Source organism: Mesorhizobium cantuariense (assembly GCF_042647205.1).
GTDB lineage: Bacteria > Pseudomonadota > Alphaproteobacteria > Rhizobiales > Rhizobiaceae > Mesorhizobium > Mesorhizobium cantuariense.
The window spans coordinates 3,375,474-3,399,379 of record NZ_JBHRVD010000001.1; the positions used below are offsets into that span (position 1 = coordinate 3,375,474).

The window sequence follows — 23,906 nt, forward strand, 5'->3', positions numbered from 1 at the left end:
GTCGCGTCGATGACCGCGCCGCTCACGCCGACCGACCACACCAGCGCAGTGGCCTGGTTGCGTGACAACTGGTCGACGGCCGCGCGACCACTGATCCCCATGATCCGCGACCGCTTCGGTGTCGGTCCGATCGAGGCCGTCGCGATCTTGCGAGAAGCGAGCCCGCACGCACGCCGCGAGGCGACGACATGACCGGCGGCGCCGCACCCAGCGCCGGCCGACCGTTAACTGATGTCGTCGAGGTGACATGGCACCGGCAGGTCTATCGCCGCATCGGCTTGGAGCCTTACAGCAAGAAGGACGGATCGCAGACGACGTTAGCGATCTGGCGATCGAACTGCCGCTTCTGTGGCGCCGAGTTCGACTGCAAGACGTCTCGCGAGGCACAGGTATTCAAAGCGGCTCTCCACTGCAAAGCACATCGCAGGCGCGCCGACCGCGTCCCGCCAGCGGCGCCGGGGCAGCGGGAGTTCGCTCCGGTTGAGATTTACGAGACCGACGGGGCGCGAAAATGACAGGCGCTGAGAAGAAGCCGATGCCGGATGACGAGATCGCGCCGCCAAAACCGAAATGGGAGCCAAGCGGGAGATCCCGGCACGCCGATCTACCCTCCGCCAAGGCTGTCCCGATGCATTGGCCAACCGATTGGCGCGGCCGGCATGAAGCCGCTGACACGTGGGGCATCGTCGCTGCGCAGATTGCTCAAACGAAGTCTCATTTTCGCGTGCTACTGGCGCTCTCAAAGTCGATCCGGCGTGACACTGGCACGACTGCGGACGGGAACGAGACACTGGCTGCCTGGACGGGTGGAATGGACGCGACCGACGTCAGCAAGGCCGTGTCGTTCTTCGCGAAGGTCGGCCTGCTGGTGGTCGAAATCGGCTTTCTTCCCGGCCCTGACGGAAAGGTTCGGAAGGGTCGGAAGGTGCGCTTGGCGATGCCCGATCCATTCCCTGCGGGTGTGTCGATCGAGCTTCCAAACCAGCGTTCGACCTCAAATCAAGTTGGTGCACGTCCCCAAGATCAATTTGCGGAATCAAGTTGGGTACGTGTCCCGGCTGATGGAACACGTACCCAAATATCTCTGAGTGCTAGTTCTGATAAGAAGCAGGGCACAGCAATGGATGCAGGCACCAAGGCCGTCGACGTTGCGATCCACGTTAAACCAGGTTCCGCTGCTCAAACTGTCAATGATGGACGCGAACGGACGGCGGCCCCTTCCCAGGGGGCCGCCTCCATCGAGTCGCCTGCATCGTCTGCCGACACGAACACGGAGATCCAGTGATGCGCCAGCTTGAGCTCGATTTCGATTCAATCCCTGGTGTCGTTCGGCTCTCGCCATACCTTCAGCGGCCGGCTCCGAAGCGCAGTGGCAACCGGGGCTGCGCCAATATCGCGGCGTTCCCGCTTTCCAGGCAGCGCGCTACGATTCAGAAAGTGGCTCTGCGGTTCAAATCGAAACGCGGGAAGAAGCGGCTGTCCTTCTGGCAGGAGATCATCGCCGAGATGCGCCGCCAGCTTGAAGGCATCGGGATGCCGCATGCTAGCATCCAACGCGAGTTGATCGCCTTTCGCGATGCGGTCGAGCGCGAGGCATATCCCCCTCGCGATGACGATTCTCGCTACGGTGGCGCCACATGACCGCCGCCGGCCTCGCGCTCCGCCTCGTCGACAACGCGCTCGCCGAGCTCAGCGAGCGCGCTGATAAAATGTCGACCGAGGTGTTGGCGAGCGAACTGAAGGCGCTTGCCGCTTCCGGCCGGTCGGCCGTTGGCGATCTCGTCGCCGGCGTGCTTGACCACGAGTTCCGCCGGCGCCGGCCGGCCGAAAGCGAAGACTGATGAAAGCCGCCCAGGCCGCGATCGATTTCATCGAGCAGGAACTTTTCACCGCGGAGACGAACGTTGCCCGGCTCCGCGCGATGCTTGCCAAGATGCGCGAGCACGACGACCAACCCGTCGACGATTTCGCCGGCGAGAGCATGCTCGAGGTAGCAGCCGCGGCATTGCGGTTCGGCATGGATGAAAACACGATCCGGCTGTGGGCGCGCTCGTATGGCTGTGGAAAAAAGCCAGTCGGCGCCGGCCGATGGCTCGTCTCGGTCCAGCGCGTCCAGGAACGAATCAACGCCCGAAATAGACGCTGAAAAACGACTCACGTTTTCACTCACGTTTTGGATTTTCACTCACGTTTCGGACAGGAATGGCGGATTTCCGGCCTGTTGCGGACTCACGTTTCGGGACGCACCCTTCTCGCCTCAACCACGAAGGCGACCACATGGACCTCCGAACTCTACTCGCCACGATCCGCAAGCCGAAGACCGGCCGCCAAGAAATCGAGGCAGCTCTTGCGAAACTCGACGTCGATGCCGCCGAATGTGCCGCCGAGGACCTGGAGGCCGAACGCCGAAATCTGCTTGTCAGCGGTGACGACAAGGATCTCGCCGCCGTTGAGGAGAAGATCGCCGCTGCAAATCGGGTGATCGAGCGATCGATCGCGATGCGCAGCGAGCTCGAGCGCCGGCTCGCCGCCATCCATGGTGAAGAAATTGAGGCGGAACGCCGGCAACGATTTGAAGCCGCAAAGGCCGCAACGGTCGAGGCTGGGAAGGCCATGGCGAAATACCATGGGCTCGCCAGGCAGATCGTCGACATCCTCGAAACCGTCGCTGCCGCCGAGGTCGCGATCGAGGCGACGAACAAGCAGCTGCCCGTCGGCGAGGCGCTCCTTCGCTCGGCCGAGCATATCGCTCGCGGCCTCGGTGGCGCCCCGCGCGAGATTGTCAGTCAGGAAAAAATCGAGAAGTGGTACTACGCCGGCGCCGCGGCCGCATGGGGTGCCGTCCAGGAAAACCAGATCGGCGGTATTAAATCCGACGGCGGCCGCAGCGGCGAACTCGTCGTCGACGTCCGGAACGAGGGCCAGCCGAGGCGCTACCCGGTCGAGAGGAAAACAGTCCTGCGCACAGTGCTCCTGGAGGCGCAAGGCGCCGACCGGGTCACACCGCTCGCCGCCGCGATCCACCTGCCTGCTCTGCCCTCCGGCGCCGCCGACCTGTGGGCGCCTTGCGGACCTGATGGCCTGGTGGCCTTACTCGGCCAGAATTGCCATCGTGTCCTCGAGGCCGTTGCTGCTCGTCGCACCGCCCCGGCACAGAAGCCGATCGACAAGCAGGCGGACCGCGAACACGTCATCGAGGAGACAATCCTCGACGATGACCATGCCGGCGAGGTGACGGCATGAGGCTTCCCTCAACCTCCCTGACACCACGCGAGCAACGCAGCACCGCCATCCATGAGGCCGCGCATGCTGTCGCCGCGATCCGCCACGGGGTCCCAATCATTCGCGCGAGCATCGGCCTCGGGCGCGATCGCGGTCATGTCACCACTGGTCGGGTCGTGATTGGCGACGGCGCCACGGGCAACGAAATGGGTTTCGCCGTCATCGGCCGCTGCGGCGCGCTCGCGCAGCTCACGATCGATTGCAGGGAGACAGTCACCGCGGGTGCGGCCATCGACGATGGGGACATCGCTCGCAGCATTAATGCCTATCTCGCCAGCACACTGCCCAACGCCACAGAACGCGATCGTGCCGTCGTGCACGACCTGGTCGACCAGTATGCCCAGAGGATCATCGATCAGGACGGTCCGGTCATCGAAGCGCTTGCCGCCGCCCTCGTTGCCCGCGGCGAACTCGGGGCCGATGAGATCCTGCAGATCGTCGAACACGAGACGGTCAGGATGCATCCAGCCCTGCGCATTGCCCAGCGAGGCGACCGAATGCTCTGCAGTGTCGCCACTCGGCGCTTGCCGGACCAACTGCCGATGCAGACCAGGCTGCAGCCGATCGGCGCCAGCGCGATCGATGTCGAGGCGCGGACGGTGCAGCTCACGTTCACCACCGGCGCCACGGTGCGTCGCCGGAAGTACACCGGTTGGGACACCGCCGTTCCGTTCGATGAAACGCTTGTCGTCAGCCGTGAGGCGATCGACCTCACCCGCCTCAATGCCGGTGCCCCCGTTCTCGACAGCCACGCCGGCTATTCCACCAGTGCCCAGGTCGCCGTCGTCGAGCGCGCCTGGATCGAAGCCAAGGAAGGGCGGGCCAGCGTGCGATTCCCCAAAGCAGGGATCGATGCCCAAGCCGATCGCATGTTCGGGCTGGTCGCCGACCGGATCATCAAGAACGTCTCAACCGGTTACTCGGTCGATGAGGTTCGCATCGTCGAGGCCGCCGCAAAGGGTACGGTCGAGCAGCATATCGTACAGCGTTGGACGCCGTTCGAGATCAGCTTCGTCACGGCCGGCGCCGATGCTGGCGCTCAGGTGCGTTCGGCGGACGGGCTCGCGACCTATCCTGTCAACTTCGGCGGGTCCGGAATGATTGGCACTGCCGCTGCGATGCGGATGCGGATGGCGATGAAGGCGCGGGCTGCATGTGTGTGATGTCTTGGTTCAACAAATGGGCTGGGCTTTTATCCTTTCGCCAGCCCTCCTGCCCGTGCCGGCCTCGATCGGCGCGGGCAGGTAGCGCCCCCCACCCCCCGCCTTTGGGTCCTTCCGAGGGCCCAATACGTATGCGGGGACGGCGAGCCCGAGTCTCGCGCGTATTTCCAGTTTTTGAATCGTGACTTCCGGTTCCGACTCCACCTCCCTAGGAGCTAAGGAAAAATGGCCAGCGCCCGCAACGTCGTGACGTCGAAATCGGCGATGCCAGTCTATGCCCGCCGCAACGGTAAGGGAGCCTGACCCACAATGTCAGCGCGCTTCCGGTACAGCTACGGCAAAGGCGACTTTGCCTCCGCGATGGCCTCGATCAAGGATCCGATCGCCGCCGCCGGAACTGGCGCCATCAAGGAACTCGCAGACATCGTGAAGCGAGAAGGCCGGCAGGATATGGCATCTGCCGGCTTCAGCAAGCGGTTTCAAAACACCTTTCGCGGCAACGTCTACCCGGCAGGCCGCAATTCCATAGATGCCGCCGCAGTGCTCTACAGCAAGGTCCGGTACAGCAATATATTTGAGACCGGCGGCACCATCTCCGGCAAGCCGCGATTGTGGCTGCCTTTGCCGACCGCGCCGACGCGGGCAGGCCGGCAGAAGATGACGCCCGCGCTGTACGTCAAGACGATCGGGCCGCTGATCAGCATCGAACGGCAGGGAAAGCCGCCGCTGCTGGCCGGGAAAATCGCAACCAATCGGCGCGGTTCCAAGACGGGCAAGGTCAGCCTGAGCGCGCTCAAGCGCGGCGGTGCAGGCGCACCGTCGACACTCGTGCCGCTGTTCGTCGGTATCGACCGGGTGTCGATCAAGGACAAACTTCATATTCGAGAGATCACCGAACGCGCCGCTGGCCGCTTGGGCGAACTCTATTTCAAACATCTGAACCCGGAGGGCTGACATGGCCAAGGCACCGATTCTTCAACGCGTAGCGCTAGACGGTGGCGCCAGTATCGAGCAACAGCTCAAGGCGCTCGGTGCTGCCGGTGAAAAAGCGTTCAAAGATATTCAGGCTGCAGCGGCCAAGGCCAATTTCGCCAAATTCTCGGCCTCCGTCAGCAAAGCCCGCACGGACCTTGCCGCGCTCGGCAAGAACCTCGCCCTACTCGGCACCGGCCTGGCTGCAGCCGCCGGAGGCGCTGGTGCGGCCGTTCTCGGTCTCGCAAAGTCCGGCGCCGAGGCAGCCGACGCGGCGGGCAAAAGCGCGCAAAAGGCAGGCCTCCAGATCGACGCTTATGGCCGGCTGGCATTCGCCGCCAAGCAGGCAGACGTGGGGAATGAGCAGTTCATTGCCGGCATGTCGCGGCTCAACAAAGCGATTGCCGAGGCGGCCTCGCAGACCGGCAAGGCGGGCGACGTGCTCGACGATTCCGGCGTGAGCGTCCAGCGATTTGGCGGCAAGGTCGACAAGACGGCAGACGCAACCAAGAACGCTGGCACGGTATTCGATCGGCTGGGCGTGAAGATCAAGGACGCCAACGGGAAACTTCGCCCGACCGAGGCAATCGTCCAGGATCTCGCGGAGGCGTTCTCTCGACTGGAAGATGGTCCGGTCAAGGTGGCGCTTGGCATGGAGATTTTCGGCAAATCGTTCGCCGAGCTGATCCCGTTTCTGAACCAGGGCCGAGACGGCATCCGCGACCTGGGCAAGGAAGCGGAAAAGCTCGGGTTTCTATTCACGCCGGCCGAAGCGGCGTTGGGCGACTCGCTCGGCGACATGCTGGGTTCACTCGGCGCCGCAGTCTTCGGCATCAAAAAGAAGCTCGGGCTGTTGTTCGCGCCCATCGTGCTGGCCGGGGCTGAAGGGTTTCGAGACGTCATCGTCCAAAACAAGGATGCGATTCTGCAATTCGGCGCGGAAGCCGCTCGTGTGACGGCCGGCGTCCTGGGCGATTTGCTGCACCTCTTGAGCGGCAACATAGCGGCCATCAAGAACCCATGGATCAAGGAATGGTCGGCGGCACTCATCCAATTCGGTAATGACGTCGCAGGCGTCTTCAACGGGCTCGTGCTGCCGGCGTTCAAGGCTCTGCGCGAGGGCGCGCAATTCGTCGCCGATCAAATCAATAAGGTTTTCGGCACAGACATCACGGCCGGCGAGCTCGCGCTTGGTGCCGCTGTCCTGTCGGCCGTTGGCGCGTTCACGTTGCTCGGCAGCACCATCGCAGCCGTGGTGGCGGGTATCGGATTCCTGGCCGGCCTTGTCGGCGGTATCCCGCTCGCGATCGCCGCAGCGGCGGTAGGGGCTGGAATCGCCATCGGCGTCTTCTGGGAGGATATCAAAGCCGGCGCTGCAACCGCATGGCAGTTCATAACTGATGGCGCTGCGGGCGCCTGGCAGGGCATCGTCGACGGCGCAACGGGTCTCTGGGAAGGCATCGTCGCCGCCTTCGGGCAAGGCCAGCAAACGGCGGTGGCTGCCTTCATGGGCATCGTCGACGCGATCACCAACGCCTGGAACGGACTGATCGACAAGCTCGGCCAGATAGCTCAGGCGATCGTCGACCGGATCGCCACATGGTTCGGCACCTTGCCGCAGCGGATCACCGCCATCTTCAACAGCCTGGTCAGCATCGCGAGCAGCGTGCTCAATCGCGTGTCGTCGCTGGTCGACAGCATTGTCTCGAAGATCAAGTCGGCGATCGAGTTCGCAAAGCAACTCACCGGGCTTGGCGGTGGCGACAGTGGCGGCGGATCATCGCCTGGATTCGCCGGTGGCGGCTTCGTCCGTGGCCCAGGCGGACCGAGAACCGATTCCATCGTGGCCCGGCTCAGCGCCGGCGAATTCGTCGTCCAGGCGCGCGCCGTGCGGAGGCTTGGCGTTGATTTCTTCAACATGCTCAACCAGGGCATTATGCCATCGCTTGCCGGTCTTCGCGGCTTCAGCCTCGGCGGCTTCGTCGAAGGGATCAACCAGTCGATGACGATCCCGCGATTCGCTGGCGGCGGCATGGTGCCTAAGCTCGCGCCGGCATCATCTTCCTCGAACAGGACGCCGCTGCTTCTGCAGTTCAACTCAGGCGAGGTGATCGATGATATCACCATCGGCAACATTGCGATGAATAGGCTGCAGCGCGAATTGATTAGCCATGCGTATGCCAGCCTCGGCGGGAGGCCCGGCCGCAGATGACCGAGAAACCCGAAAAGTGGTGGGAAGCGCCACCGGAGGCAGCCGAGCGCGTCGCCAACAATCGCCGGGGCTTCATGGAGCAGTTCGGCGATTTTGAAGCGGTCGCATGTGAAGGCATGTGGCTGGGCAGCTCGCCGGATGGTCAGTATCTCGGCCTGCAGTTCGATCGGCCAGATGGCTCGATCATGCGGATTGCGCTTCGTTGGTGGGACGTCGAGGGGTTCTTCACTGAACTGGCGGGCGCCATGGAATACATGGGCCAGCGGCAGTTCGCGCTCAAGGAACCGGAGGGCAAAGCATGATTGACCTCGCTGATCTCGCCGAGCTTCGGGCTGCCCTGTTCGATGAAGACAAAATCGGCACGCTTACCGAACAGGCGGTTCATGGGCTTGCCGCCACCGACGCCGAGTTGGCTAGGCTCATCGAAGCCATCGAGCAGCGCGGAAAGCTTGGTGCGCTCCGACATGGCCTTGTTTGCGCCGAGGAATATCACCGCCGATCGGCTGACCTCTTCAAGGCGCTACTGGTCCGGCTCGACGGGAAGGTGTCGTGATGGCGCAAGCATATGGTTCCCTCGCTCATCCCGTCGCACTCGACCCGTTCCAGCAGCTCGTCGCGGTGCATTGGACCTCGCGCCTGCTCGCCTTCACCGTGCTGTTGAAAAAGCTGCACGGAACGCACTTGGCGGAACACTGCGCGCCGCCAACAGCATCAGGGCCGGACCAATTCAGTCAATGGCCCTCTTACCTGTCCGAGACGGAATATCGCTACGCCAACCCGGAGGGTCGCACTTTCCTCCGGGCCTATCTCATATCCGCCAGAGATGGTTCGGGTACCGAGGTCGACGCCGCCGACATTTCGATAAGCGGCATGCCTGACCTGGGATCGGCGACGCATGTCTCCTACGGGTCGTGGCAGTGGCGATCTGAGGGCAACGGGGCCATCGGCGAGATCGAGCCTGACAGGTTTCCCGGCGCCTGGTGGCAGCAGCCGGAAGGCGACCCGCAGGGCTTGACGGTGTCGGGCCATGCCGACAGACCCTTCCTGCTCGGAACATCGGCATCCTTCGCCTGCAACGGCCAGGCGTTCACGGCGGGGCCGGTCTGCTACGCCGGCGGCAGCCCGGAGCTGGATTTCAACTTCGCCGACTACAGTTCGACGCTCGTCGATTTTTCTCCGTTCGCGCTCGACCTGTCCGGCGTCACCGTCGTTCACAAGGACAAGGCCTATCGCGTCATCGCGCGGCAGATCTTGCAGGCGACGCAGGAGCAGCCGCCGCTTGGAACGATACCGCAACAGCCCGGTGTGCTGTGGGTGCTGTGCGAGCGCTCCAAAGGCGGACGATCCGACAGCATGACACCCATGACAGGAGGATCATTACCATGATGCCAGGTGTAGCAGCTCAGCCGCTTGGCCGCCGTCGCTCTTCCGGCGGCGCGGGGCCGACTGATGGCACGGCCCTGCTTGATTTCGTCAATGGCGTCTATAATGCCAGCGGCGCAGCACATCCGATCGGAAGCCTTCTTGGCGGCGGCTTCGATGCGGCCTATATCACCGGTTCCGGTATGCAGATTGCGTCGGGCAACCTGCCGACGGCGGTTGGTCAACTTTTCGCCGAATACCAAGCCGGTCTCTCGGCAGGGATGAGCATCGTCTTCGAATTCTCGCAGACCACCAGCGCCGACCGTTTCCTCATCGTCTTCGAGGACAGGACAGGTGCTCCGGATTGGGCGTTGCAGGTCGAGCGGGTCAATCTCAACCGCAACACGCCGAACGATGACTTCTATGTCGCCGACTATGATGCGCTTGATTTCAGTAATCACGTAGCCGAGGCTCTGGCATCGGGCATCAACCGCTTGGCGGTGACGATCGGACGCGACCTCGGCGGCGGCATGTGGCGCTATGCGGTTTCCATCAACGGATCGACGGCGCTTACGTCCGATGTTCCATATTCCGCTGCGGCAGGTTTCGCGACCAACGGGCTCGCCGTGGTCCGAATCGGGGCTCGCTTCGATGCTTGGCCAGACGGCTACATTCGTTCGATCGAGCTAATGCCGGCGGTCGACGAGACCCTACTGCAGACGCTGTCGGCATAAACGCCCGGCTCGGGCGTCGTCGTCGGCGCGCTTTAGCGACTGCGAAGATCACTTCGCAACCAGGCGGCAATGGTCTGATAGTGATCGCCGCCAAGCCCTGCGAAGTATTCATTCACCATTCGAAAAGCGAAGATCGTTAGTTTCTCGCCAGCCTGTTCCTCCGCAGGCAAAGCGCGCCAGCGAGCGAGGATCGCGCTCTTTTCAATTTCGAAGCCTGACTTTTTCGTCATGTCATTTTCTCCTGCGACTCAGTTCGCAAGATCAGCTTCACACGGTCGCGCTGACTTTTTCGTGCGCGCCATCGGCGCAACTTGATCAGCGTTGCAGCTGGGCACGGCCGGGATTTGCAGCCCGATCGTGTTTTCCGGCGTGCTGAGAATTTTGAAACGTTCGATGGCTTAGATTGCCCGCATGCTAGATCGAACCGCTCCTTTTCCGTGCGACGTCCACAAGATCGCCGAACAGTGCGGCATCAAGATCCTGAAGCCCGCGCTGCATGGCTCGATGGGCGGGAAGCCTCGCATCTGCTTCTGCCCGAAGACTCTCAAACGCATCGGCCAGGCGCATGGCGCCGATCATCTTCGCCTTGTGCTCCGCCTCATCGTCGAGAGCGAAGGCAACGCCGGTGAGTTGCAGGGCGACGTCATCACCGCCGTTTCGTCGGTCGTGCTCACCGGGCTCGTCGAGATCCGCGCCGATCTTTTCGATGCGATCGCCCTCGGCCAAGTCAGGACATGGGCCCAGTTCGTGAAACCCGGGTGCACGACGGCCGAGGCGATGGCGACCGCGCTGCTGTGGCGGCTCGCGAGCCCGGAACGCGTCATGCCGAAGCTCTCGGCCGAGGAGATCGCAGCGGAGGAGAAGCGCGCGGCGATCGCCCGCAAGGGGCGAGAGAATGCGAAGCGGCGGCGGATCAAGGCTGCCGGCGTCGCGCGGGCGGCATAGCGCGTGACGATCGATCCTCGCGTCCGGGCCTTGTGCGACGAGTTCGACGTCGAGATCATCGATGGCGGAGCCTACCCAGAGCCTGGGCAGACGAGGGCGCCGGCGACGATCCGGCGCATCATCGACCGGTACGGGGAGCCCCATGCGAGGCTTGTCATGTGTGTCCTAGCCGAGGGCCGCGGCAACGCCGCGCTGATTGATGAGGTCTCGCTCTGGGCGATCAGCGATCTGGTCCGGGCTTGCGCCGATGTGGTCGACGAGAACGCCGGCGGGTTCCTCGACATCTTCGACAATTTGCCCCTGGGCGCCTACCTCGCCGTCGTGAACGAGCTGCTCGGTAAGGTACGGCAACGCGAAGCCCTTGTCGGCATGCTCTATCTGCATGTTCGGCGCCTTCGTGCCGATTCGATCACGGGCCGCGACGCCAGCCGGCACAGGACCGAAAAGGCGAATGGCAGTGAAATCGAGAAAGGCCGGCCGCAGTTCCGGAAGGGCGCGCACCGGACCGTTGCGGAGAAGGTCGCGATCGGCCGGCAGCTGATCGAGGCAAAGGCGTCGATGCGGTGGGGAACATTCGGACCCTGGCTTAAGCAATCCGGTATCGGCCAACACGCCGCACTCAACTGCATGCGCGCCGCCCGCGCCGCCGACGGCGAAGACGACCAGGCGGTGGCGACATAACTTAACGCCTGGCGGGAGATCATTGCGGCCTATTTCTTCGGGCGATCGGGAAACAGCAGGCTGAAAATAAGTAGGCCGAACATCACCGCTGAGAAGAGTGCCAAGAATCCCGTGACCTTCAGCCCGGCGAAATAGGATATGGCCATCAGCACGGCGACGAGCGAAAGAAAAATCGCCATTCGTGGCTGCCTCTCTCAGAGCTTGAAACGTTCGAGCAACTCGCGCTCCGCCGGCGTCACCCGCACCCCGCGCCCATTCTGATTGCCGTCGCTGAGCGCATGACAGACCAGTTTGACGTCAATCTTGAGATCGTTGGCGATCCGCCCGAATGACAGCGTCTGCCACTCATCGGGGCAATTGGCCAGGATCTCGTTGGCGTGACGCTCGATCCGATCGATGATGAGGTTCTGCTCGGCGACGCGTTGCGCCTTCGCCTGGTCGGTGCCGCGATAGGCAGGTTTTCGGATCGCGCGGATTGGGATCGTCGTCACTTCCGCCCACCTGTCCAGCCTCGGATATCGCCGAGCAGCTTCTGAACCTCGGCGATCGTGGTGCCCACGGTCGACCAGTTGCCGCGATCGTCCCATTTCTCATAAGAAACCGGCCGATGTGTTTTGCCGCTGTATGCCTCCATCGGCACGGGCTGACCTTCCCCGGGATCGTCGTCGACCTTAAAGAATTCGTCGAGAATGTAATCAGGCCGCTCAACACCCGACCTGACGCCGATACGCACCTGGTCGAATTTCGCTGCTCGCATCCGGGCAAAGATGCGTCGGACATATTCCTCGGCATCGCTTAGCCCAGGCAGCGCAGTGGCGAGCGTGGCGTTTCGCGGTAGCGAGAGAAGAGGGTCGTTTGCGCCGGTCGATGCTTGGTTCCCCATCGCAACAGCTTCTCACCTTCTTGCTTCGCCACTACGCGCGCTTTCGGGTCTGTTCCAATGACCCCTGGTAGTCAGCGTCGGCGATCCTTTCCATTTCCGCGATCAGCCAAGCCCAAGCATGCAGGTACTTTGCCCGGAATTCGAGATAGGCAGGAATGCTGTTGATCAGCACGACGGTCAAGCACTGGCTCGAGTCCCAATATTCGATGAGGTGACCACGCTGGCCAGCGTCGTACACGTAAACCGAGTCGAGGGCCTCTCCGAATTGGTGGTTCAGATGGACGCCGTTGCGGCGGTAGATATCCGGAAGATCGCCGCCGTGCTCGTCGGCATCCCGCATGATCGCGGCATACCAATCCGGCGCCTCGCACGGCTGAAGAGAGGTTCCATCAAAACGCAGGCAGGCTTCTTTGGTCATGATGATCTCCTGATTCGGGCACCGATCATGACTCCCAGAGCGACTGTTCGCGATAGGGTTTATTAACGCTCCGCCGTGGAAAGCGGGGAGAGCGGCGCTTTTGCTGGTGCGTTATCACGACCCATCAGCTGAGATGCGATGCGAGGAGGCCTACTCGCCGAGTTTGAAGTAACCGCGGTCGCTTGCCCATTCTCGGAACGCTGTTCGCAACGCCTCCGGTCGGGTGATCTCCGGTCCTGACTCGGCGATGAACCGGTCCAGCACCTCGAGCAGATCGGGATGCAGGCGCACCATGACAGGCGCGCCGATACCGGTCGGCTTCGGCCCGCGTTTTTTCTTTACTATCAGGGTTTGATCGTCCATGGAAACTCTGCTACCACTATTTTTGTTCGGGGGGAATTCGTTCCGGACATCCATTAGAAATCATAACAACAAATTGGAGACGATCCGATGCCGAAGACGCTTGTCCCGGGGGGCGAAGCTATGCCCGCCATCCACCGCCGCGCCATCCTGAGCGGAATAGCCGCACTCGCCTCAGGCGCCGGCCTACACCGCGCGATCGCCGCTCCGCTGGCACCGGAAGACCGCCCAGCACCACCACGCGCCCTGGCGCACCCTGACGCCGAACTGCTGCGTCTGGGCCGTGAGATCACCGCAACGGACCTGCGGCGGCACCAAGTCTCCGATCGGATCGATGAAGCTACCGCCCGCTACAACGCGGTCTATGACGCCGCCGGTGGGCTTGGGTCCTGTCGCCCGAAGGAGGAGTTCCTGCTAGGCGTTCCCGCCAGTCTCGCGGTGCTTGTCCAGCCTGGCCAGACGTATGACGACTGCGCAGCCAGCTTGCCTTCCGAGCATCGCGCCGCGCGCGCCTGGCGCCAGATCAAGGCGGCCACAGCCACGGAGAAGAAAACGGCCGCGGAATGGCAAAAGGCCTGCGACGACCTCGCCGATGAGACCGGCGTCACCGCCGGCGAGGCGGAGTATGAAAGGCTGTACGTGGCCCTCCACGACGTCGGCATGAGGATTTTGGCGACACCAGCGGCGACGCTTGACGGGATGCAGGTGAAGCTCGAGGCGGTTCGGGCGATGGGCTATGAGATGGATGTCGACGAGAACACCGACCTCCTGGTGGCTTGGCGGTCGCTCGCCGGCGACGTCGAGCGACTGGCCGGCACTTTGCCTAACGACCAGATGCAGACGCAGCGGTGCCTCGCGTGAGCCGTCGTGCGGCTGTGAACCACCGGCTCTCAAATCAACTGGAGCGGTTAAGGGATCTGGCGTCGGGCTCCAGTGAACCGGCAAGCAGCATCCAGCGCGATGCGACGTCAATTGCTACCGCGATGAAGTCGATTCACGGCGGGGAGTGGCAGACTGAGATAGATCATCTGACGGGATACGTCCTGGTGCGGCGGAGTTAGCCCGCTGATGTTCGGCCCGCCGTCGCGAGGCGGCGGGCCTCCATCACGGAAATATGGCGATGGGTCGAGCACCTGGGCGGTGCATGTCGGTCGCATCTGCCCAGATTGTCCACGCAAAACAAGGGGCGCCTTCATGACGTTCTCGTCCGACGAATTTCCCAGTCTGAAGATTGAAAAGCCCAAGGCGCTTTCGATCGTTTGGCTGTGCTCCGCGGACGATCATGGCAGGCCCCTCGGCCAGCAGCCGGATAACGCCTAGCTGATCGACCCCAGCCCGAGAGCGGGGCACGGACCTTTCGTCTTCGACGAGTTCGATAATCCAATTTAGGCCGTAGCTCAGGCAGGGATCGTTCGGCTCGAACAGAGTGAACTCTGGCCCCTCAAAATTGTCTGCCGTTGACGACAGCAACAGGTAGCCAAACGTCTCGTTCTGCGACTTGCTGGTCACTATTGCCAACGTGGACCCCTCGCCTTCCGCAAATCGCACCAACTCGCCTGGATTGGCCTCTTCGAGGCGCTTGTACTGGGCGCGAGAAAAAACTTCCATTTTTGATACGATCCTTTTCCCGTCGATTGGAACCCCAAGAGAACCCGAAACGGTGTCAAGCATTTGCAGATCAGTAGGTTTTCTAAATAACGTATTGAATTTGCTTCATATTTTGGTGAGCGCGATGGGATTCGAACCCATGACCTACTGATTAAAAGTCAGTTGCTCTACCGGCTGAGCTACGCGCTCCCGCGGGCGCGAAAGGCTGCCCTCGAAATTGCGCGGAACATAGGGAGAGTGCCGCGACCGGTCAACCGGAAAAACAGCATTCGCAAGCCCAGCTTTTCCAGCACTGCCACCGGGTCCGACCGACCGCTTCGATCATGAGAGGGACCACCTTGGCAGAGCAATTGCATGGCCGGTCTGCTGAGGCGCCAGCAGGCCGGAGAAACATTACAAATCAGTAACTTGGCATTTCGCGGGGAACTATACGTCCACCCCGCCCGTTTCCTCGCCACAAGGGACGTCAATCACCCTTTCGCAGGAGAAGACAATGAACAAGATCGTATCGGGTATGCTGGCGACCACATTGTCAGTTTCGTTCGCGGCAGCCGCCGGTCCGGCCAACGCCGCCCAGATGTTCGCGCCGCAGGCACCGGAGGCTTCGTCAAATATCCTGAACGTCGAAGCCCGCAACGGTGATTACCAATGGAAGAAGCGCCACGGCGATCGCCGTAACTTCAGCCGCAATTTCAGCGGCAATCGGAATTTTGCCCGCAACAATGATCGTGGCTCCTATTGGAACGGTCATCGCGGCTATCGTGAATATCATCGCGGCTATCGCCGTCACGGCGATTATTGGTTCCCGCTGGCCGCCTTTGCCACCGGTGCGCTGATCACCGGCGCGATCATCAACAACGAGAACAACCGTGTCTATGAAGGCAACGCCCACGTTCAGTGGTGCTATGACCACTACCGCAGCTACCGCGCTTCGGACAACACGTTCCAGCCGAACTACGGCCCCCGCAAGGAGTGCCGCTCGCCCTACTGATCCTAAGTGTGAGTAGTGAGTAAAAAGGCCAGCGCCGGCAACAGCGCGGGCCATTTTTCATCGTGCCCAGGTGGGAGAGTGCTGGTCAGCTCGCCCAGTTGATGCTTTTGAAAATCAAATAGAGCGCTCCGCCCTCACCACGCGGTGAGCGATACGCGCCAAGAGCATCACAAATTCGAACCATTGTTCCCGTCAATTCCCAACCCAGCGCTTCCAGGTCATTGCCGGCGTTGGGCACATAGGCCTGGGCCAACTCATCTATGCTGTTCTTCTCGCCGAAGGAGCGAACCAGCTTGGCGTCGCTGAGAAGCTCGCCGGGCAAATTCGAATTTGCCCAAGCCCACAGCCAATTGCTTGCCTTGGCGCTCGTGGAGCCCGCAATCTGGATCTCAGTGACGATCTTGACGCCTCCGTCATCCGAGAACAGAAGTTTTCCGGCCGTAAGGTCGTAGTCATAGCGTGACCAACTCCCAAGGCGAAAATCTGTATGCAAGCGGTCATTCTTGGCATGCAGTTGCTCAACGGCCTCGTCGCGCCAAGCAGGATACCAGTCTGGCTTCATTTCCCCTCACCCTATCTGATGGCTGCTCATTACACGCTCAGCGTCCTGCGCACAGCATCGCGCCAACCCGCGAGCTTGGCTGCGCGCACGGAGCCATCCATGTCCGGCTGGAAGCGTCGTTCCAGCGCCCAGCTTTTCGCGAATTTCCTGGCATCCGGCCAAGCGCCAGCTTTCGAGCCCGCGAGCCACGCTGCACCGAGCGCGGTCGTCTCGAGAATGGTCGGGCGGTCGACCGGCGCATCGAGGATGTCGGCCAGGCGCTGCATGGTCCAGTCCGACGCCACCATGCCGCCATCGACCCTGAGCACCGTCTTGGCCGAAGCCCCCTTCCAGTCCTTGCGCATGGCGTCGAGCAGGTCGCGCGTCTGATAGGCCACGGCTTCCAGGGCGGCGCGGGCAAATTCCGCTGGCCCGGAATTGCGCGTCAGACCAAAAATGGCGCCGCGTGCCTCCGCATCCCAATGCGGCGCGCCGAGCCCGACGAAGGCCGGCACCAGATAGACGTTCTGCGTCGGATCGGCTTCATTAGCCAGTTTGCCGCTCTGCTCGGCCTTGCCGATCACCTTGATACCATCACGCAACCATTGCACTGCGGCACCGGCAATAAAGATCGAGCCTTCCAGCGCGTAAGTCGTCTTGCCGTTCAGCCTGTAGGCAATGGTGGTTAGCAGCCGGTTCTTCGAGCGCACCAGGTCGCTGCCGGTGTTCAGCAGCGCAAAACAACCGGTGCCGTAGGTCGATTTCATCATGCCTGGCTCGAAGCAGGCTTGGCCGATGGTCGCGGCGTGCTGGTCGCCGGCAACGCCGAGTATTCTTATCTCGGCGCCAAAGAGGTTTTTCTCTGTAATTCCAAAATCATCGGCACAGTCTTTTACTTCAGGAAGCATTTTTGCCGGGATGTTGAGGATATCCAGCAGCTCGTCGTCCCAGGCATTCTCAGCGATGTTGTAGACCAGCGTGCGCGAGGCGTTGGTGGCGTCCGTGGCGTGCACCTTGCCGCCGGTTAGCCGCCAGATCAAAAAGCTGTCGATGGTGCCGGCGAGCAATTCGCCCTTCTCGGCGCGTTTCCTGGCGCCTTTCACCTTGTCCAGCATCCAGGCGATCTTGGTGCCGGAAAAATACGGATCGAGCAGCAGGCCGGTCTTTTTGGTGAATGTCTTTTCCAGCCCCTGATTCTTGAGTTTCTGGCACAGCGGCGCGGTGCGCCGGTCCTGCCAGACGATCGCATTGTGGATCGGCTTGCCGGTCGCCCTGTCCCAGATGACGACGGTTTCGCGCTGGTTGGTGATGCCGAGCGCGGCCACTTCGGATGCATTCCGGCCGGCCTTTTTCAGCGCCGCCTTTACGGTCGTCACCACGCTCGCCCAGATATCCTCGGGATCATGCTCGACCCAGCCAGAGGCAGGGTAATGCTGGGTGAATTCCTTTTGCCCGCTGCCGGCGAGCTTCATCTCGCCGTCGAACAGGATCGCCCTGGTCGAAGTCGTGCCTTGGTCGATGGCAAGGATGTATCCGGTCATTCTGCCCCCCTGCTTAGTCTTTTACACAAACAGGGGAGACGGCAAGATGCCGCCTCCCCTATTCTCATGATGCGGGCGCGAACGCCAACACCAAGGTTACTTCTGCCAGCTCTTCACCAGTTCGTCGTAATTGATGGTGACCGGCTTTTCCTTCTCGTTCTCGATCTTGAGCTGAGGAGCGAGATGGCCGTTCTTGACCGCGTCGGCGTTCCAATAGGCAAGGTCATGCTCTTCGGCCATCTTCGGGCCGATATCGCCCTGGATGCCTGCCTTTTCCAGGCGTTCCATGACCTTTTCCTGCTCGGCGCAGAGCGAGTCCATCGCCTCCTGCGCCGTCTTGGCGCCCGACGACGCATCGCCGATCGCCTGCCACCAGAGCTGTGCCAGCTTCGGATAGTCAGGCACGTTCGTACCGGTTGGCGACCACTGGACGCGGGCCGGCGAGCGGTAGAACTCGATCAGTCCGCCGAGCTTCGGCGCGCGTTCCGTGAAGCTCTTGTCCTGGATCGTCGACTCGCGGATCAGCGTCAAGCCGACATGGCTCTTCTTCACGTCGACCGTCTTCGACACGACGAACTGCGCATAAAGCCAGGCGGCCTTGGCGCGATCGTCGGGCGTCGACTTCAGCAGGGTCCAGGAACCGACGTCCTGGTAGCCAAGCTTCATGCCGTCCTTCCAGTACACGCCATGCGGCGACGGAGCAAAGCGCCATTTCGGGGTGCCGTCCGCGTTCACGACCGGCAGCCCTTCCTTGACGAAGGAGGCGGTGAAGGCAGTGTAGGTGAACATCTGCTGCGCGACCGTGCCCTGCGACGGGACGGGGCCGGATTCGCCGAACGTCATGCCCTGGGCTTCCGGCGGCGCATAGGCCTTCAGCCAATCCAGGTACTTCTGGATCGAATACACCGAAGCCGGGCCGTTGGTGTCGCCGCCGCGCGCGACGCACGAGCCGACGGGCTGCGACTTCTCGTTGACCTTGATGCCCCATTCGTCGACGGGAAGACCGTTTGGCAGGCCCTTATCGCCGTTGCCGGCCATCGACAGCCATGCGTCGGTGAACCGCCAGCCGAGCGACGGGTCCTTCTTGCCGTAGTCCATGTGGCCATAGACCTTCTTGCCGTCGATCTCGCGGCCGGTGAAGAATTCGGCGATGTCCTCATAGGCCGACCAGTTGACGGGAACGCCGAGGTCGTAGCCGTACTTCGCCTTGAAGTCGGCCTTGTTCTTCTCGTCGTTGAACCAGTCGTAGCGGAACCAGTAGAGGTTCGCGAACTGCTGGTCGGGCAGCTGGTAGAGGTCGCCGTCCGGAGCGGTCGTGAACTTGGTGCCGATGAAGTCGGCGAGGTCGAGGTTGGGGTTGGTGACATCCTTGCCCTCATTCGCCATCCACTTGGTCAGGCTGCGCGCCTGCTGGTAGCGCCAGTGCGTGCCGATCAGGTCGGAGTCGTTGACGTAGGCGTCATAGATATTCTCGCCCGACTGCATCTGCGTCTGCAGCTTTTCGACGACATCGCCTTCGCCGATCAGGTCGTGGGTGATCTTGATGCCGGTGATCGCGGTGAAGGCGGGCGCCAGAACCTTGGACTCATAGCTATGCGTATCGATGGTCTCGGAGACCACCTTGATGTCCATGCCGGCGAAAGGCTTCGCGGCATCGATGAACCATTGCAGCTCGGCTTCCTGGGCGCCGCGATCGAGCGTCGACAAGTCCTTGATTTCGGTATCGAGGAAGGTCTTGGCTTCGTCCATTCCGGCATAGGCCTGGCCTGCTCCCCAGAGCAGGACAAGCGCAGTCGTTGATGTTAAAAATTGCCTTCGCATTTCGTTTCCTCCACTTTTCAAGTTTCAAGTGCGATCTGGAGCGGCCGTCGGCACGCGGCCGCTCCAACAGTTTCCCCCTCTATACGTAGCGGAACACGCCGACGGCGTAGACTACGGAGAGAGCGAGAGCCCACCACAGGCTGGGTCCGATAAGACCCAGCCAAGCGAGATGGATAAAGGCGCTGCCGAGCAGCGAAACAAAAAGGCGGTCGCCGCGCGTCGTCTCGAAGCGCAGGACGCCGACCCGGGGATTGCCGCCAGGCGAGGCGTATTCCCAAGCCGCCATGCCGCAGAGCAGCACCAGGATCGTGATGAAAAAGATCGCCGTCGGCAGCGTCCATGCCATCCAGGTGAGGTTCATGGTCATACCCTCCCCAGGGCAAAGCCCTTGGCGATGGTGTTGCAGACGAACCCTTGTGTTCGTTTCATCATACCCTCCCTAGGGCGAAGCCCTTGGCGATGTAGTTGCGGACGAACCAGATCACGAGCGCGCCTGGAAGGATGGTGAGCACGCCGGCGGCGGCGAGCACGCCCCAGTCGAGCCCGGAGGCCGAGACCGTGCGCGTCATGATCGCCGCGATCGGCTTGGCGGCGGTCGTGGTCAAGGTGCGCGCGATCAGCAGCTCGACCCATGAGAACATGAAGCAGAAGAAGCAGGCCACGCCGACGCCGCTCGCGATCAGCGGCATGAATATCCTGAGGAAGAAGCGCGGGAAGGAGTAGCCATCGATATACGCCGTCTCGTCGATCTCCTTCGGCACGCCCGACATGAACCCTTCGAGGATCCACACTGCCAGCGGTACGTTGAACAGGCAGTGCGCCAGTGCCACCGCGATGTGTGTGTCGATCAGGCCGAAGGCCGAATAGAGCTGGAAGAACGGCAGAGCGAACACCGCCGGCGGCGCCATGCGGTTGGTCAGCAGCCAGAAGAAGAGGTGCTTGTCGCCGAGGAAGCGGTAGCGCGAGAAGGCGTAGGCCGCCGGCAGCGCCACCGAAACCGAGATCACCATGTTCATGACGACATAGATGATCGAATTGATGTAGCCCTTGTACCAGGACGGGTCGGTGAAGATCACCATGTAGTTGGCTAGGGTCGGGCTCTTCGGCCACAGCGAAAAGGCGCCCAGGATCTCCTGATTGGTCTTGAAGCTCATATTGACCAGCCAGTAGATCGGCAGCATCAGAAAGATGATGTAGATCGTCGGCACCAACCACCAGAACCGGGATTCTTCGCCGCGCCGGCGCATCAGCCGCGCAAGCTGGTCCTGCGACAAGGTGCTGGCGAGCCCGTCCGAAACCGCCGTCTCACGCACTCGGTCCTGCCTCGTCGTTCCTTCGTTGGCGCCGCTCATCTCAGCGCTCCTCATCGACGTTGGTCATGACGGTGTAGAACACCCATGACAGCAAAAGGATGATCAGGAAGTAGATGATCGACATGGCGGCCGCCGGCCCGAGGTCGAACTGGCCGATGGCAATCTTGACGAGGTCTATCGACAGGAACGTCGTCGAATTGCCGGGGCCTCCGCCGGTGACGACGAACGGCTCGGTGTAGATCATGAAACTGTCCATGAAGCGCAGCAGCACTGCAATCACAAGCACGCGGTTCATCTTCGGCAGCTGGATGTAGCGGAACACTGCCCAGCGTGAGGCGCCGTCGATCTTGGCCGCCTGGTAGAAGGCATCGGGGATCGAGACTAGCCCGGCGTAGCAGAGCAGAACGACGAGGCTTGTCCAGTGCCATACGTCCATCAGGATGACCGTCACCCAGGCGTCGGTCGGATCGTTGACATAGTTGTAGTCGAAGCCGAGCGCCGACAGCGTGTAACCGAGCAGGCCAATGTCGATGCGGCCGAAAACCTGCCAAATCGTGCCGACGACGTTCCACGGGATCAGCAGCGGCAGAGCCATCAGCACCAGGCAGACCGGCACGCCCCAGCCTTTCTTGGGCATGTTGAGAGCGATGAAGATGCCGAGCGGAATCTCGATGGCGAGGATGGTTGCGGAAAAGATCAGGTTGCGGACCATCGACAGCCAGAAGCGTTCCGACTCCAGGATTTCGGTGTACCAGTCCGAGCCGTTCCAGAAGAAGACGTTGTTTCCGAACGTGTCCTGCACCGAATAGTTGACCACCGTCATCAGCGGGATCACCGCCGAGAACGCCACCAGCAGGAGAACCGGCAGCACCATGAACCATGCCTTGTTGTTCCAGGTCTTCTCCATCTAGGCCTCCATCTCGACACGCCAGGAATCGGCATAGATGTTGATGCCGGCCGGGTCGAACCGCACCTTCGGATCGGCGGGCAGGGTCTCGTCCTCACCGATCACGGCAGCGATGTCGCGGCCTTCGAGCTTGGCACGCACCACCTTGTGGCGGCCCAGATCCTCGACCTTGCTGACTTGCACGGCCATGCCATCACGGCCGAGACGGACATATTCGGGACGGATGCCAAGCTCGACGGCGCCGCTGCCTGCCTTGGGTGCGCCCGGCAGTTCGATGCGTTGCGAGCCGAGCGTCGCGGTCTTGCCGTCGATTGCCACCGGCATGACGTTCATGCCGGGCGAGCCGATGAAATAACCGACGAAGGTATGGCGCGGGCGTTCGAACAATTCGGCCGGCGTGCCGATCTGCACGATGCCGCCATCATACATGACCACGACCTGCTCGGCGAAGGTCAGCGCCTCGGTCTGGTCGTGCGTGACATAGACCATGGTGTAGCCAAAGCGGCGGTGCAGCTGCTTCAGCTGCGAGCGCAGCACCCACTTCATATGCGGGTCGATGACGGTCAGCGGCTCGTCGAACAGGATCGCGTTGACATCCGAGCGCACCAGCCCGCGGCCGAGCGATATCTTCTGCTTCTGGTCGGCAGTCAGGCCCCTCGCCTTCTTCTTCGCCCACGACGCCAGGTCGATCATCTCCAGCGTCTCGCGCACCTTGCGATCGACATCGGCTTCCGGCACGCCGCGATTGCGCAGCGGGAAGGCCAGATTGTCGTAGACGGTCATGGTGTCGTAGATGACCGGGAACTGGAACACCTGCGCGATGTTGCGCTCCTGCGTCGACAGATTGGTCACGTCCCTGCCGTTGAACAGCAACTGGCCATGCGAGGGATGAAGCAGGCCAGAAATGATGTTGAGCAGCGTGGTCTTGCCGCAGCCCGAGGGCCCGAGCAGCGCATAGGCGCCACCGTCCTCGAAGACATGATGCACTTCCCGCAGCGCGAAATCGGCATCCTTCTGCGGGTTCGGCAGGTAGGAATGTCTGACATGGTTGACGTCGATGCGTGCCATCTCTTTGCCCTCAAGCCGCCAGCTTCGGCGCGGTCACGGCGCGGCCGTGCTCGTCGAAAACCATGATGTGGCGCGGATCGATGAACACCTCGACCACCTCGTCCGGCTCGAAATGCCTGATACCATGGGTCAGCATGACCCAGCGCGCATCGGCGAAATCGAGATGGATGAAACTCTCCGACCCAGTGATCTCGGTGATCGTCACCTTTGCACGCACCGGCACGGCAGCAGCATCCGGCCGCTCGAGAGACAGATGATGCGGCTGAAAGCCGATCGTATACATGGCGTCGGCAATGCCGCAGAGTTCGGCCGGCACCGGCAGGTTCACGCCCCCCTCCAGCAGGAAATCCCGGCCCTTCTTGGCAAGCACGATGGTGTTGAGCGGTGGATCGGAAAACGTCTTGGCCGTCACCAGATCAACCGGCTTGCGGAACACCTCGATGGTCGGTCCGAACTGCGTGATCTTGCCCTGGGAAAGCGTCGCCGTGTTGCCGCCGAGCAGCAGGGCCTCGTGCGGCTCGGTCGTGGCATAGACGAAGATGGTGCCGGCGGCGGCGAATATCCTGGGCAATTCGGCGCGCAGTTCCTCGCGCAATTTGTAGTCGAGATTGGCGAGCGGTTCGTCGAGCAGGACAAGGCTGGCGTTCTTGACGATGGCGCGCGCCAGTGCGGTGCGCTGCTGCTGGCCGCCGGACAGGCTGAGCGGCGTGCGGTCGAGATAGGGTGTCAGCTTGAGAAGTGCGGCGGCATTGCGCACTTCCTTGTCGATCTTCGCCTGGTCTGTGCCGGCCACCCGGAGCGGCGAGGCGATGTTCTCATAGACGGTCATCGCTGGATAGTTGATGAACTGCTGGTAGACCATGGCGATCTTGCGCTTCTGGACCGGCACGCCGGTGACATTCTGGCCGTCGAACCAGATCGAGCCGGAGGTCGGCACATCGAGGCCGGCCATTAGCCGCATCAGGCTGGTCTTGCCGGACAGCGTCGGTCCAAGCAGCACGTTGAGCGAGCCGTGCTGAAGCGTCAGCGACACGTCGCGGATATGCTCGACCGCACCGACCGTCTTGGTGACGTTCCTCAGTTCCAGCATGACGCCTCCTCCCA

At 62.1% G+C, this 23,906-nt stretch carries 33 protein-coding genes and 1 tRNA gene; 18 read left to right on the top strand and 16 right to left on the bottom strand.

What is annotated here, in order from left to right:
• Positions 1-9: 9 nt before the first annotated feature.
• The 14 genes from ACFOJ9_RS16240 (at position 10) to ACFOJ9_RS16305 (ending at position 9,725) form a co-directional block, all read left to right on the top strand.
• Positions 10-192 carry a hypothetical protein gene (locus tag ACFOJ9_RS16240; protein ID WP_378979835.1) on the top strand — a complete coding sequence of 61 codons (183 nt, stop codon included), beginning with the start codon at positions 10-12 and terminating at the stop codon, positions 190-192.
• On the top strand, positions 189-515 hold the full coding sequence (locus ACFOJ9_RS16245; RefSeq protein WP_378979836.1) for a hypothetical protein: 327 nt from the start codon (positions 189-191) through the stop codon (positions 513-515). Before ACFOJ9_RS16240 ends, ACFOJ9_RS16245 begins: the two co-directional genes overlap by 4 nt.
• Complete coding sequence (locus ACFOJ9_RS16250; protein WP_378979838.1) at positions 512-1,285, top strand: hypothetical protein; 774 nt, start codon at positions 512-514, stop codon at positions 1,283-1,285. The genes ACFOJ9_RS16245 and ACFOJ9_RS16250 overlap by 4 nt, the downstream gene beginning before the upstream one ends.
• A complete protein-coding gene (locus tag ACFOJ9_RS16255) occupies positions 1,285-1,641 on the top strand; it encodes a DUF6074 family protein (RefSeq protein WP_378987815.1) in 357 nt (118 codons plus the stop codon). Before ACFOJ9_RS16250 ends, ACFOJ9_RS16255 begins: the two co-directional genes overlap by 1 nt.
• Complete coding sequence (locus tag ACFOJ9_RS16260; RefSeq protein ID WP_378979840.1) at positions 1,638-1,841, top strand: hypothetical protein; 204 nt, start codon at positions 1,638-1,640, stop codon at positions 1,839-1,841. The genes ACFOJ9_RS16255 and ACFOJ9_RS16260 overlap by 4 nt, the downstream gene beginning before the upstream one ends.
• Positions 1,841-2,146: a hypothetical protein gene (locus ACFOJ9_RS16265; RefSeq protein ID WP_378979842.1), complete on the top strand. Its 306-nt coding sequence runs from the start codon at positions 1,841-1,843 to the stop codon at positions 2,144-2,146. The genes ACFOJ9_RS16260 and ACFOJ9_RS16265 overlap by 1 nt, the downstream gene beginning before the upstream one ends.
• Before the next feature lie 131 nt (positions 2,147-2,277).
• On the top strand, positions 2,278-3,243 hold the full coding sequence (locus ACFOJ9_RS16270; protein ID WP_378979844.1) for a hypothetical protein: 966 nt from the start codon (positions 2,278-2,280) through the stop codon (positions 3,241-3,243).
• The gene (locus ACFOJ9_RS16275; protein ID WP_378979845.1) at positions 3,240-4,445 is read left to right on the top strand and encodes a hypothetical protein; all 1,206 of its coding nucleotides are present in this window, start codon (positions 3,240-3,242) and stop codon (positions 4,443-4,445) included. The genes ACFOJ9_RS16270 and ACFOJ9_RS16275 overlap by 4 nt, the downstream gene beginning before the upstream one ends.
• A gap of 309 nt (positions 4,446-4,754) precedes the next feature.
• Positions 4,755-5,399 carry a DUF6441 family protein gene (locus ACFOJ9_RS16280; RefSeq protein ID WP_378979847.1) on the top strand — a complete coding sequence of 215 codons (645 nt, stop codon included), beginning with the start codon at positions 4,755-4,757 and terminating at the stop codon, positions 5,397-5,399.
• Position 5,400: 1 nt separating this feature from the next.
• Positions 5,401-7,629: a hypothetical protein gene (locus tag ACFOJ9_RS16285; protein ID WP_378979849.1), complete on the top strand. Its 2,229-nt coding sequence runs from the start codon at positions 5,401-5,403 to the stop codon at positions 7,627-7,629.
• Positions 7,626-7,931, top strand: coding sequence for a hypothetical protein (locus tag ACFOJ9_RS16290; protein ID WP_378979851.1), 306 nt, complete (start codon positions 7,626-7,628; stop codon positions 7,929-7,931). The genes ACFOJ9_RS16285 and ACFOJ9_RS16290 overlap by 4 nt, the downstream gene beginning before the upstream one ends.
• A complete protein-coding gene (locus tag ACFOJ9_RS16295; protein ID WP_378979853.1) occupies positions 7,928-8,182 on the top strand; it encodes a hypothetical protein in 255 nt (84 codons plus the stop codon). Before ACFOJ9_RS16290 ends, ACFOJ9_RS16295 begins: the two co-directional genes overlap by 4 nt.
• The gene (locus tag ACFOJ9_RS16300) at positions 8,182-9,015 is read left to right on the top strand and encodes a hypothetical protein (RefSeq protein ID WP_378979854.1); all 834 of its coding nucleotides are present in this window, start codon (positions 8,182-8,184) and stop codon (positions 9,013-9,015) included. The genes ACFOJ9_RS16295 and ACFOJ9_RS16300 overlap by 1 nt, the downstream gene beginning before the upstream one ends.
• Entirely contained in the window at positions 9,012-9,725 is a 714-nt protein-coding gene (locus tag ACFOJ9_RS16305; RefSeq protein ID WP_378979856.1) for a hypothetical protein, read from the top strand. Before ACFOJ9_RS16300 ends, ACFOJ9_RS16305 begins: the two co-directional genes overlap by 4 nt.
• 32 nt (positions 9,726-9,757) lie before the next feature.
• Here the strand turns inward: ACFOJ9_RS16305 and ACFOJ9_RS16310 are convergent, their stop codons facing one another.
• Positions 9,758-9,955: a hypothetical protein gene (locus ACFOJ9_RS16310; protein ID WP_378979858.1), complete on the bottom strand. Its 198-nt coding sequence runs from the start codon at positions 9,953-9,955 to the stop codon at positions 9,758-9,760.
• A gap of 181 nt (positions 9,956-10,136) precedes the next feature.
• Here ACFOJ9_RS16310 and ACFOJ9_RS16315 point away from each other — a divergent pair, with 181 nt between their 5' ends.
• A complete protein-coding gene (locus ACFOJ9_RS16315; protein ID WP_378979859.1) occupies positions 10,137-10,670 on the top strand; it encodes a hypothetical protein in 534 nt (177 codons plus the stop codon).
• A gap of 3 nt (positions 10,671-10,673) precedes the next feature.
• Complete coding sequence (locus ACFOJ9_RS16320; protein WP_378979861.1) at positions 10,674-11,351, top strand: DUF3102 domain-containing protein; 678 nt, start codon at positions 10,674-10,676, stop codon at positions 11,349-11,351.
• A gap of 29 nt (positions 11,352-11,380) precedes the next feature.
• On the opposite strand, the gene ACFOJ9_RS16325 is transcribed toward ACFOJ9_RS16320, so the two are convergent.
• The 5 genes from ACFOJ9_RS16325 to ACFOJ9_RS16345 form a co-directional block, all read right to left on the bottom strand.
• Positions 11,381-11,530: a hypothetical protein gene (locus tag ACFOJ9_RS16325; protein ID WP_378979863.1), complete on the bottom strand. Its 150-nt coding sequence runs from the start codon at positions 11,528-11,530 to the stop codon at positions 11,381-11,383.
• A 15-nt stretch (positions 11,531-11,545) separates the two neighbouring features.
• A complete protein-coding gene (locus ACFOJ9_RS16330; RefSeq protein WP_378979865.1) occupies positions 11,546-11,842 on the bottom strand; it encodes a hypothetical protein in 297 nt (98 codons plus the stop codon).
• Entirely contained in the window at positions 11,839-12,108 is a 270-nt protein-coding gene (locus ACFOJ9_RS16335) for a hypothetical protein (RefSeq protein WP_378979867.1), read from the bottom strand. Before ACFOJ9_RS16335 ends, ACFOJ9_RS16330 begins: the two co-directional genes overlap by 4 nt.
• A 157-nt stretch (positions 12,109-12,265) precedes the next feature.
• Complete coding sequence (locus tag ACFOJ9_RS16340) at positions 12,266-12,652, bottom strand: hypothetical protein (RefSeq protein WP_378979869.1); 387 nt, start codon at positions 12,650-12,652, stop codon at positions 12,266-12,268.
• A 150-nt stretch (positions 12,653-12,802) separates the two neighbouring features.
• The gene (locus ACFOJ9_RS16345; RefSeq protein WP_378979870.1) at positions 12,803-13,015 is read right to left on the bottom strand and encodes a hypothetical protein; all 213 of its coding nucleotides are present in this window, start codon (positions 13,013-13,015) and stop codon (positions 12,803-12,805) included.
• Positions 13,016-13,102: 87 nt separating this feature from the next.
• On the opposite strand from ACFOJ9_RS16345, the gene ACFOJ9_RS16350 reads away from it, so the two are divergent.
• Entirely contained in the window at positions 13,103-13,873 is a 771-nt protein-coding gene (locus ACFOJ9_RS16350) for a hypothetical protein (protein WP_378979872.1), read from the top strand.
• A 243-nt stretch (positions 13,874-14,116) separates the two neighbouring features.
• On the opposite strand, the gene ACFOJ9_RS16355 is transcribed toward ACFOJ9_RS16350, so the two are convergent.
• Together ACFOJ9_RS16355 and ACFOJ9_RS16360 are read right to left on the bottom strand one after the other, a co-directional pair.
• Positions 14,117-14,683 carry a hypothetical protein gene (locus ACFOJ9_RS16355; protein ID WP_378979873.1) on the bottom strand — a complete coding sequence of 189 codons (567 nt, stop codon included), beginning with the start codon at positions 14,681-14,683 and terminating at the stop codon, positions 14,117-14,119.
• Between the two features lie 50 nt (positions 14,684-14,733).
• Positions 14,734-14,809 (bottom strand) — tRNA-Lys (locus ACFOJ9_RS16360).
• A 304-nt stretch (positions 14,810-15,113) separates the two neighbouring features.
• Between ACFOJ9_RS16360 and ACFOJ9_RS16365 the strand changes: the two genes are divergently transcribed.
• Positions 15,114-15,611, top strand: a complete 498-nt coding sequence (locus tag ACFOJ9_RS16365) for a BA14K family protein (RefSeq protein ID WP_378979875.1) — start codon at positions 15,114-15,116, stop codon at positions 15,609-15,611.
• 85 nt (positions 15,612-15,696) lie between these two features.
• Here the strand turns inward: ACFOJ9_RS16365 and ACFOJ9_RS16370 are convergent, their stop codons facing one another.
• The 8 genes from ACFOJ9_RS16370 to ACFOJ9_RS16405 form a co-directional block, all read right to left on the bottom strand.
• The gene (locus tag ACFOJ9_RS16370; protein WP_378979877.1) at positions 15,697-16,173 is read right to left on the bottom strand and encodes a DUF6882 domain-containing protein; all 477 of its coding nucleotides are present in this window, start codon (positions 16,171-16,173) and stop codon (positions 15,697-15,699) included.
• Positions 16,174-16,202: 29 nt separating this feature from the next.
• A complete protein-coding gene (gene glpK / locus ACFOJ9_RS16375) occupies positions 16,203-17,693 on the bottom strand; it encodes a glycerol kinase GlpK (protein WP_378979879.1) in 1,491 nt (496 codons plus the stop codon).
• Positions 17,694-17,789: 96 nt separating this feature from the next.
• Complete coding sequence (locus ACFOJ9_RS16380) at positions 17,790-19,514, bottom strand: ABC transporter substrate-binding protein (protein WP_378979881.1); 1,725 nt, start codon at positions 19,512-19,514, stop codon at positions 17,790-17,792.
• A 79-nt stretch (positions 19,515-19,593) separates the two neighbouring features.
• Complete coding sequence (locus ACFOJ9_RS16385; protein ID WP_378979883.1) at positions 19,594-19,875, bottom strand: DUF2160 domain-containing protein; 282 nt, start codon at positions 19,873-19,875, stop codon at positions 19,594-19,596.
• Between the two features lie 67 nt (positions 19,876-19,942).
• Positions 19,943-20,866, bottom strand: a complete 924-nt coding sequence (locus ACFOJ9_RS16390) for a carbohydrate ABC transporter permease (protein ID WP_292327764.1) — start codon at positions 20,864-20,866, stop codon at positions 19,943-19,945.
• Position 20,867: 1 nt separating this feature from the next.
• The gene (locus ACFOJ9_RS16395; RefSeq protein WP_378979885.1) at positions 20,868-21,734 is read right to left on the bottom strand and encodes a carbohydrate ABC transporter permease; all 867 of its coding nucleotides are present in this window, start codon (positions 21,732-21,734) and stop codon (positions 20,868-20,870) included.
• Positions 21,735-22,802, bottom strand: a complete 1,068-nt coding sequence (locus tag ACFOJ9_RS16400) for an ABC transporter ATP-binding protein (protein WP_378979886.1) — start codon at positions 22,800-22,802, stop codon at positions 21,735-21,737. It abuts the gene before it with no gap.
• A 10-nt stretch (positions 22,803-22,812) separates the two neighbouring features.
• The gene (locus ACFOJ9_RS16405) at positions 22,813-23,892 is read right to left on the bottom strand and encodes an ABC transporter ATP-binding protein (protein WP_378979888.1); all 1,080 of its coding nucleotides are present in this window, start codon (positions 23,890-23,892) and stop codon (positions 22,813-22,815) included.
• Positions 23,893-23,906 lie beyond the last annotated feature (14 nt).

Coding starts and splice junctions, on each gene's coding strand:
- ACFOJ9_RS16240 (WP_378979835.1), top strand. CDS start 10: ATGACCGCGCCGCTCACGCCGACCGACCACACCAGCGCAGTGGCCTGG.
- ACFOJ9_RS16245 (WP_378979836.1), top strand. CDS start 189: ATGACCGGCGGCGCCGCACCCAGCGCCGGCCGACCGTTAACTGATGTC.
- ACFOJ9_RS16250 (WP_378979838.1), top strand. CDS start 512: ATGACAGGCGCTGAGAAGAAGCCGATGCCGGATGACGAGATCGCGCCG.
- ACFOJ9_RS16255 (WP_378987815.1), top strand. CDS start 1,285: ATGCGCCAGCTTGAGCTCGATTTCGATTCAATCCCTGGTGTCGTTCGG.
- ACFOJ9_RS16260 (WP_378979840.1), top strand. CDS start 1,638: ATGACCGCCGCCGGCCTCGCGCTCCGCCTCGTCGACAACGCGCTCGCC.
- ACFOJ9_RS16265 (WP_378979842.1), top strand. CDS start 1,841: ATGAAAGCCGCCCAGGCCGCGATCGATTTCATCGAGCAGGAACTTTTC.
- ACFOJ9_RS16270 (WP_378979844.1), top strand. CDS start 2,278: ATGGACCTCCGAACTCTACTCGCCACGATCCGCAAGCCGAAGACCGGC.
- ACFOJ9_RS16275 (WP_378979845.1), top strand. CDS start 3,240: ATGAGGCTTCCCTCAACCTCCCTGACACCACGCGAGCAACGCAGCACC.
- ACFOJ9_RS16280 (WP_378979847.1), top strand. CDS start 4,755: ATGTCAGCGCGCTTCCGGTACAGCTACGGCAAAGGCGACTTTGCCTCC.
- ACFOJ9_RS16285 (WP_378979849.1), top strand. CDS start 5,401: ATGGCCAAGGCACCGATTCTTCAACGCGTAGCGCTAGACGGTGGCGCC.
- ACFOJ9_RS16290 (WP_378979851.1), top strand. CDS start 7,626: ATGACCGAGAAACCCGAAAAGTGGTGGGAAGCGCCACCGGAGGCAGCC.
- ACFOJ9_RS16295 (WP_378979853.1), top strand. CDS start 7,928: ATGATTGACCTCGCTGATCTCGCCGAGCTTCGGGCTGCCCTGTTCGAT.
- ACFOJ9_RS16300 (WP_378979854.1), top strand. CDS start 8,182: ATGGCGCAAGCATATGGTTCCCTCGCTCATCCCGTCGCACTCGACCCG.
- ACFOJ9_RS16305 (WP_378979856.1), top strand. CDS start 9,012: ATGATGCCAGGTGTAGCAGCTCAGCCGCTTGGCCGCCGTCGCTCTTCC.
- ACFOJ9_RS16310 (WP_378979858.1), bottom strand. CDS start 9,955: ATGACGAAAAAGTCAGGCTTCGAAATTGAAAAGAGCGCGATCCTCGCT.
- ACFOJ9_RS16315 (WP_378979859.1), top strand. CDS start 10,137: ATGCTAGATCGAACCGCTCCTTTTCCGTGCGACGTCCACAAGATCGCC.
- ACFOJ9_RS16325 (WP_378979863.1), bottom strand. CDS start 11,530: ATGGCGATTTTTCTTTCGCTCGTCGCCGTGCTGATGGCCATATCCTAT.
- ACFOJ9_RS16335 (WP_378979867.1), bottom strand. CDS start 12,108: ATGCGAGCAGCGAAATTCGACCAGGTGCGTATCGGCGTCAGGTCGGGT.
- ACFOJ9_RS16340 (WP_378979869.1), bottom strand. CDS start 12,652: ATGACCAAAGAAGCCTGCCTGCGTTTTGATGGAACCTCTCTTCAGCCG.
- ACFOJ9_RS16345 (WP_378979870.1), bottom strand. CDS start 13,015: ATGGACGATCAAACCCTGATAGTAAAGAAAAAACGCGGGCCGAAGCCG.
- ACFOJ9_RS16350 (WP_378979872.1), top strand. CDS start 13,103: ATGCCGAAGACGCTTGTCCCGGGGGGCGAAGCTATGCCCGCCATCCAC.
- ACFOJ9_RS16355 (WP_378979873.1), bottom strand. CDS start 14,683: ATGCTTGACACCGTTTCGGGTTCTCTTGGGGTTCCAATCGACGGGAAA.
- ACFOJ9_RS16365 (WP_378979875.1), top strand. CDS start 15,114: ATGAACAAGATCGTATCGGGTATGCTGGCGACCACATTGTCAGTTTCG.
- ACFOJ9_RS16370 (WP_378979877.1), bottom strand. CDS start 16,173: ATGAAGCCAGACTGGTATCCTGCTTGGCGCGACGAGGCCGTTGAGCAA.
- glpK (WP_378979879.1), bottom strand. CDS start 17,693: ATGACCGGATACATCCTTGCCATCGACCAAGGCACGACTTCGACCAGG.
- ACFOJ9_RS16380 (WP_378979881.1), bottom strand. CDS start 19,514: ATGCGAAGGCAATTTTTAACATCAACGACTGCGCTTGTCCTGCTCTGG.
- ACFOJ9_RS16385 (WP_378979883.1), bottom strand. CDS start 19,875: ATGAACCTCACCTGGATGGCATGGACGCTGCCGACGGCGATCTTTTTC.
- ACFOJ9_RS16390 (WP_292327764.1), bottom strand. CDS start 20,866: ATGAGCGGCGCCAACGAAGGAACGACGAGGCAGGACCGAGTGCGTGAG.
- ACFOJ9_RS16395 (WP_378979885.1), bottom strand. CDS start 21,734: ATGGAGAAGACCTGGAACAACAAGGCATGGTTCATGGTGCTGCCGGTT.
- ACFOJ9_RS16400 (WP_378979886.1), bottom strand. CDS start 22,802: ATGGCACGCATCGACGTCAACCATGTCAGACATTCCTACCTGCCGAAC.
- ACFOJ9_RS16405 (WP_378979888.1), bottom strand. CDS start 23,892: ATGCTGGAACTGAGGAACGTCACCAAGACGGTCGGTGCGGTCGAGCAT.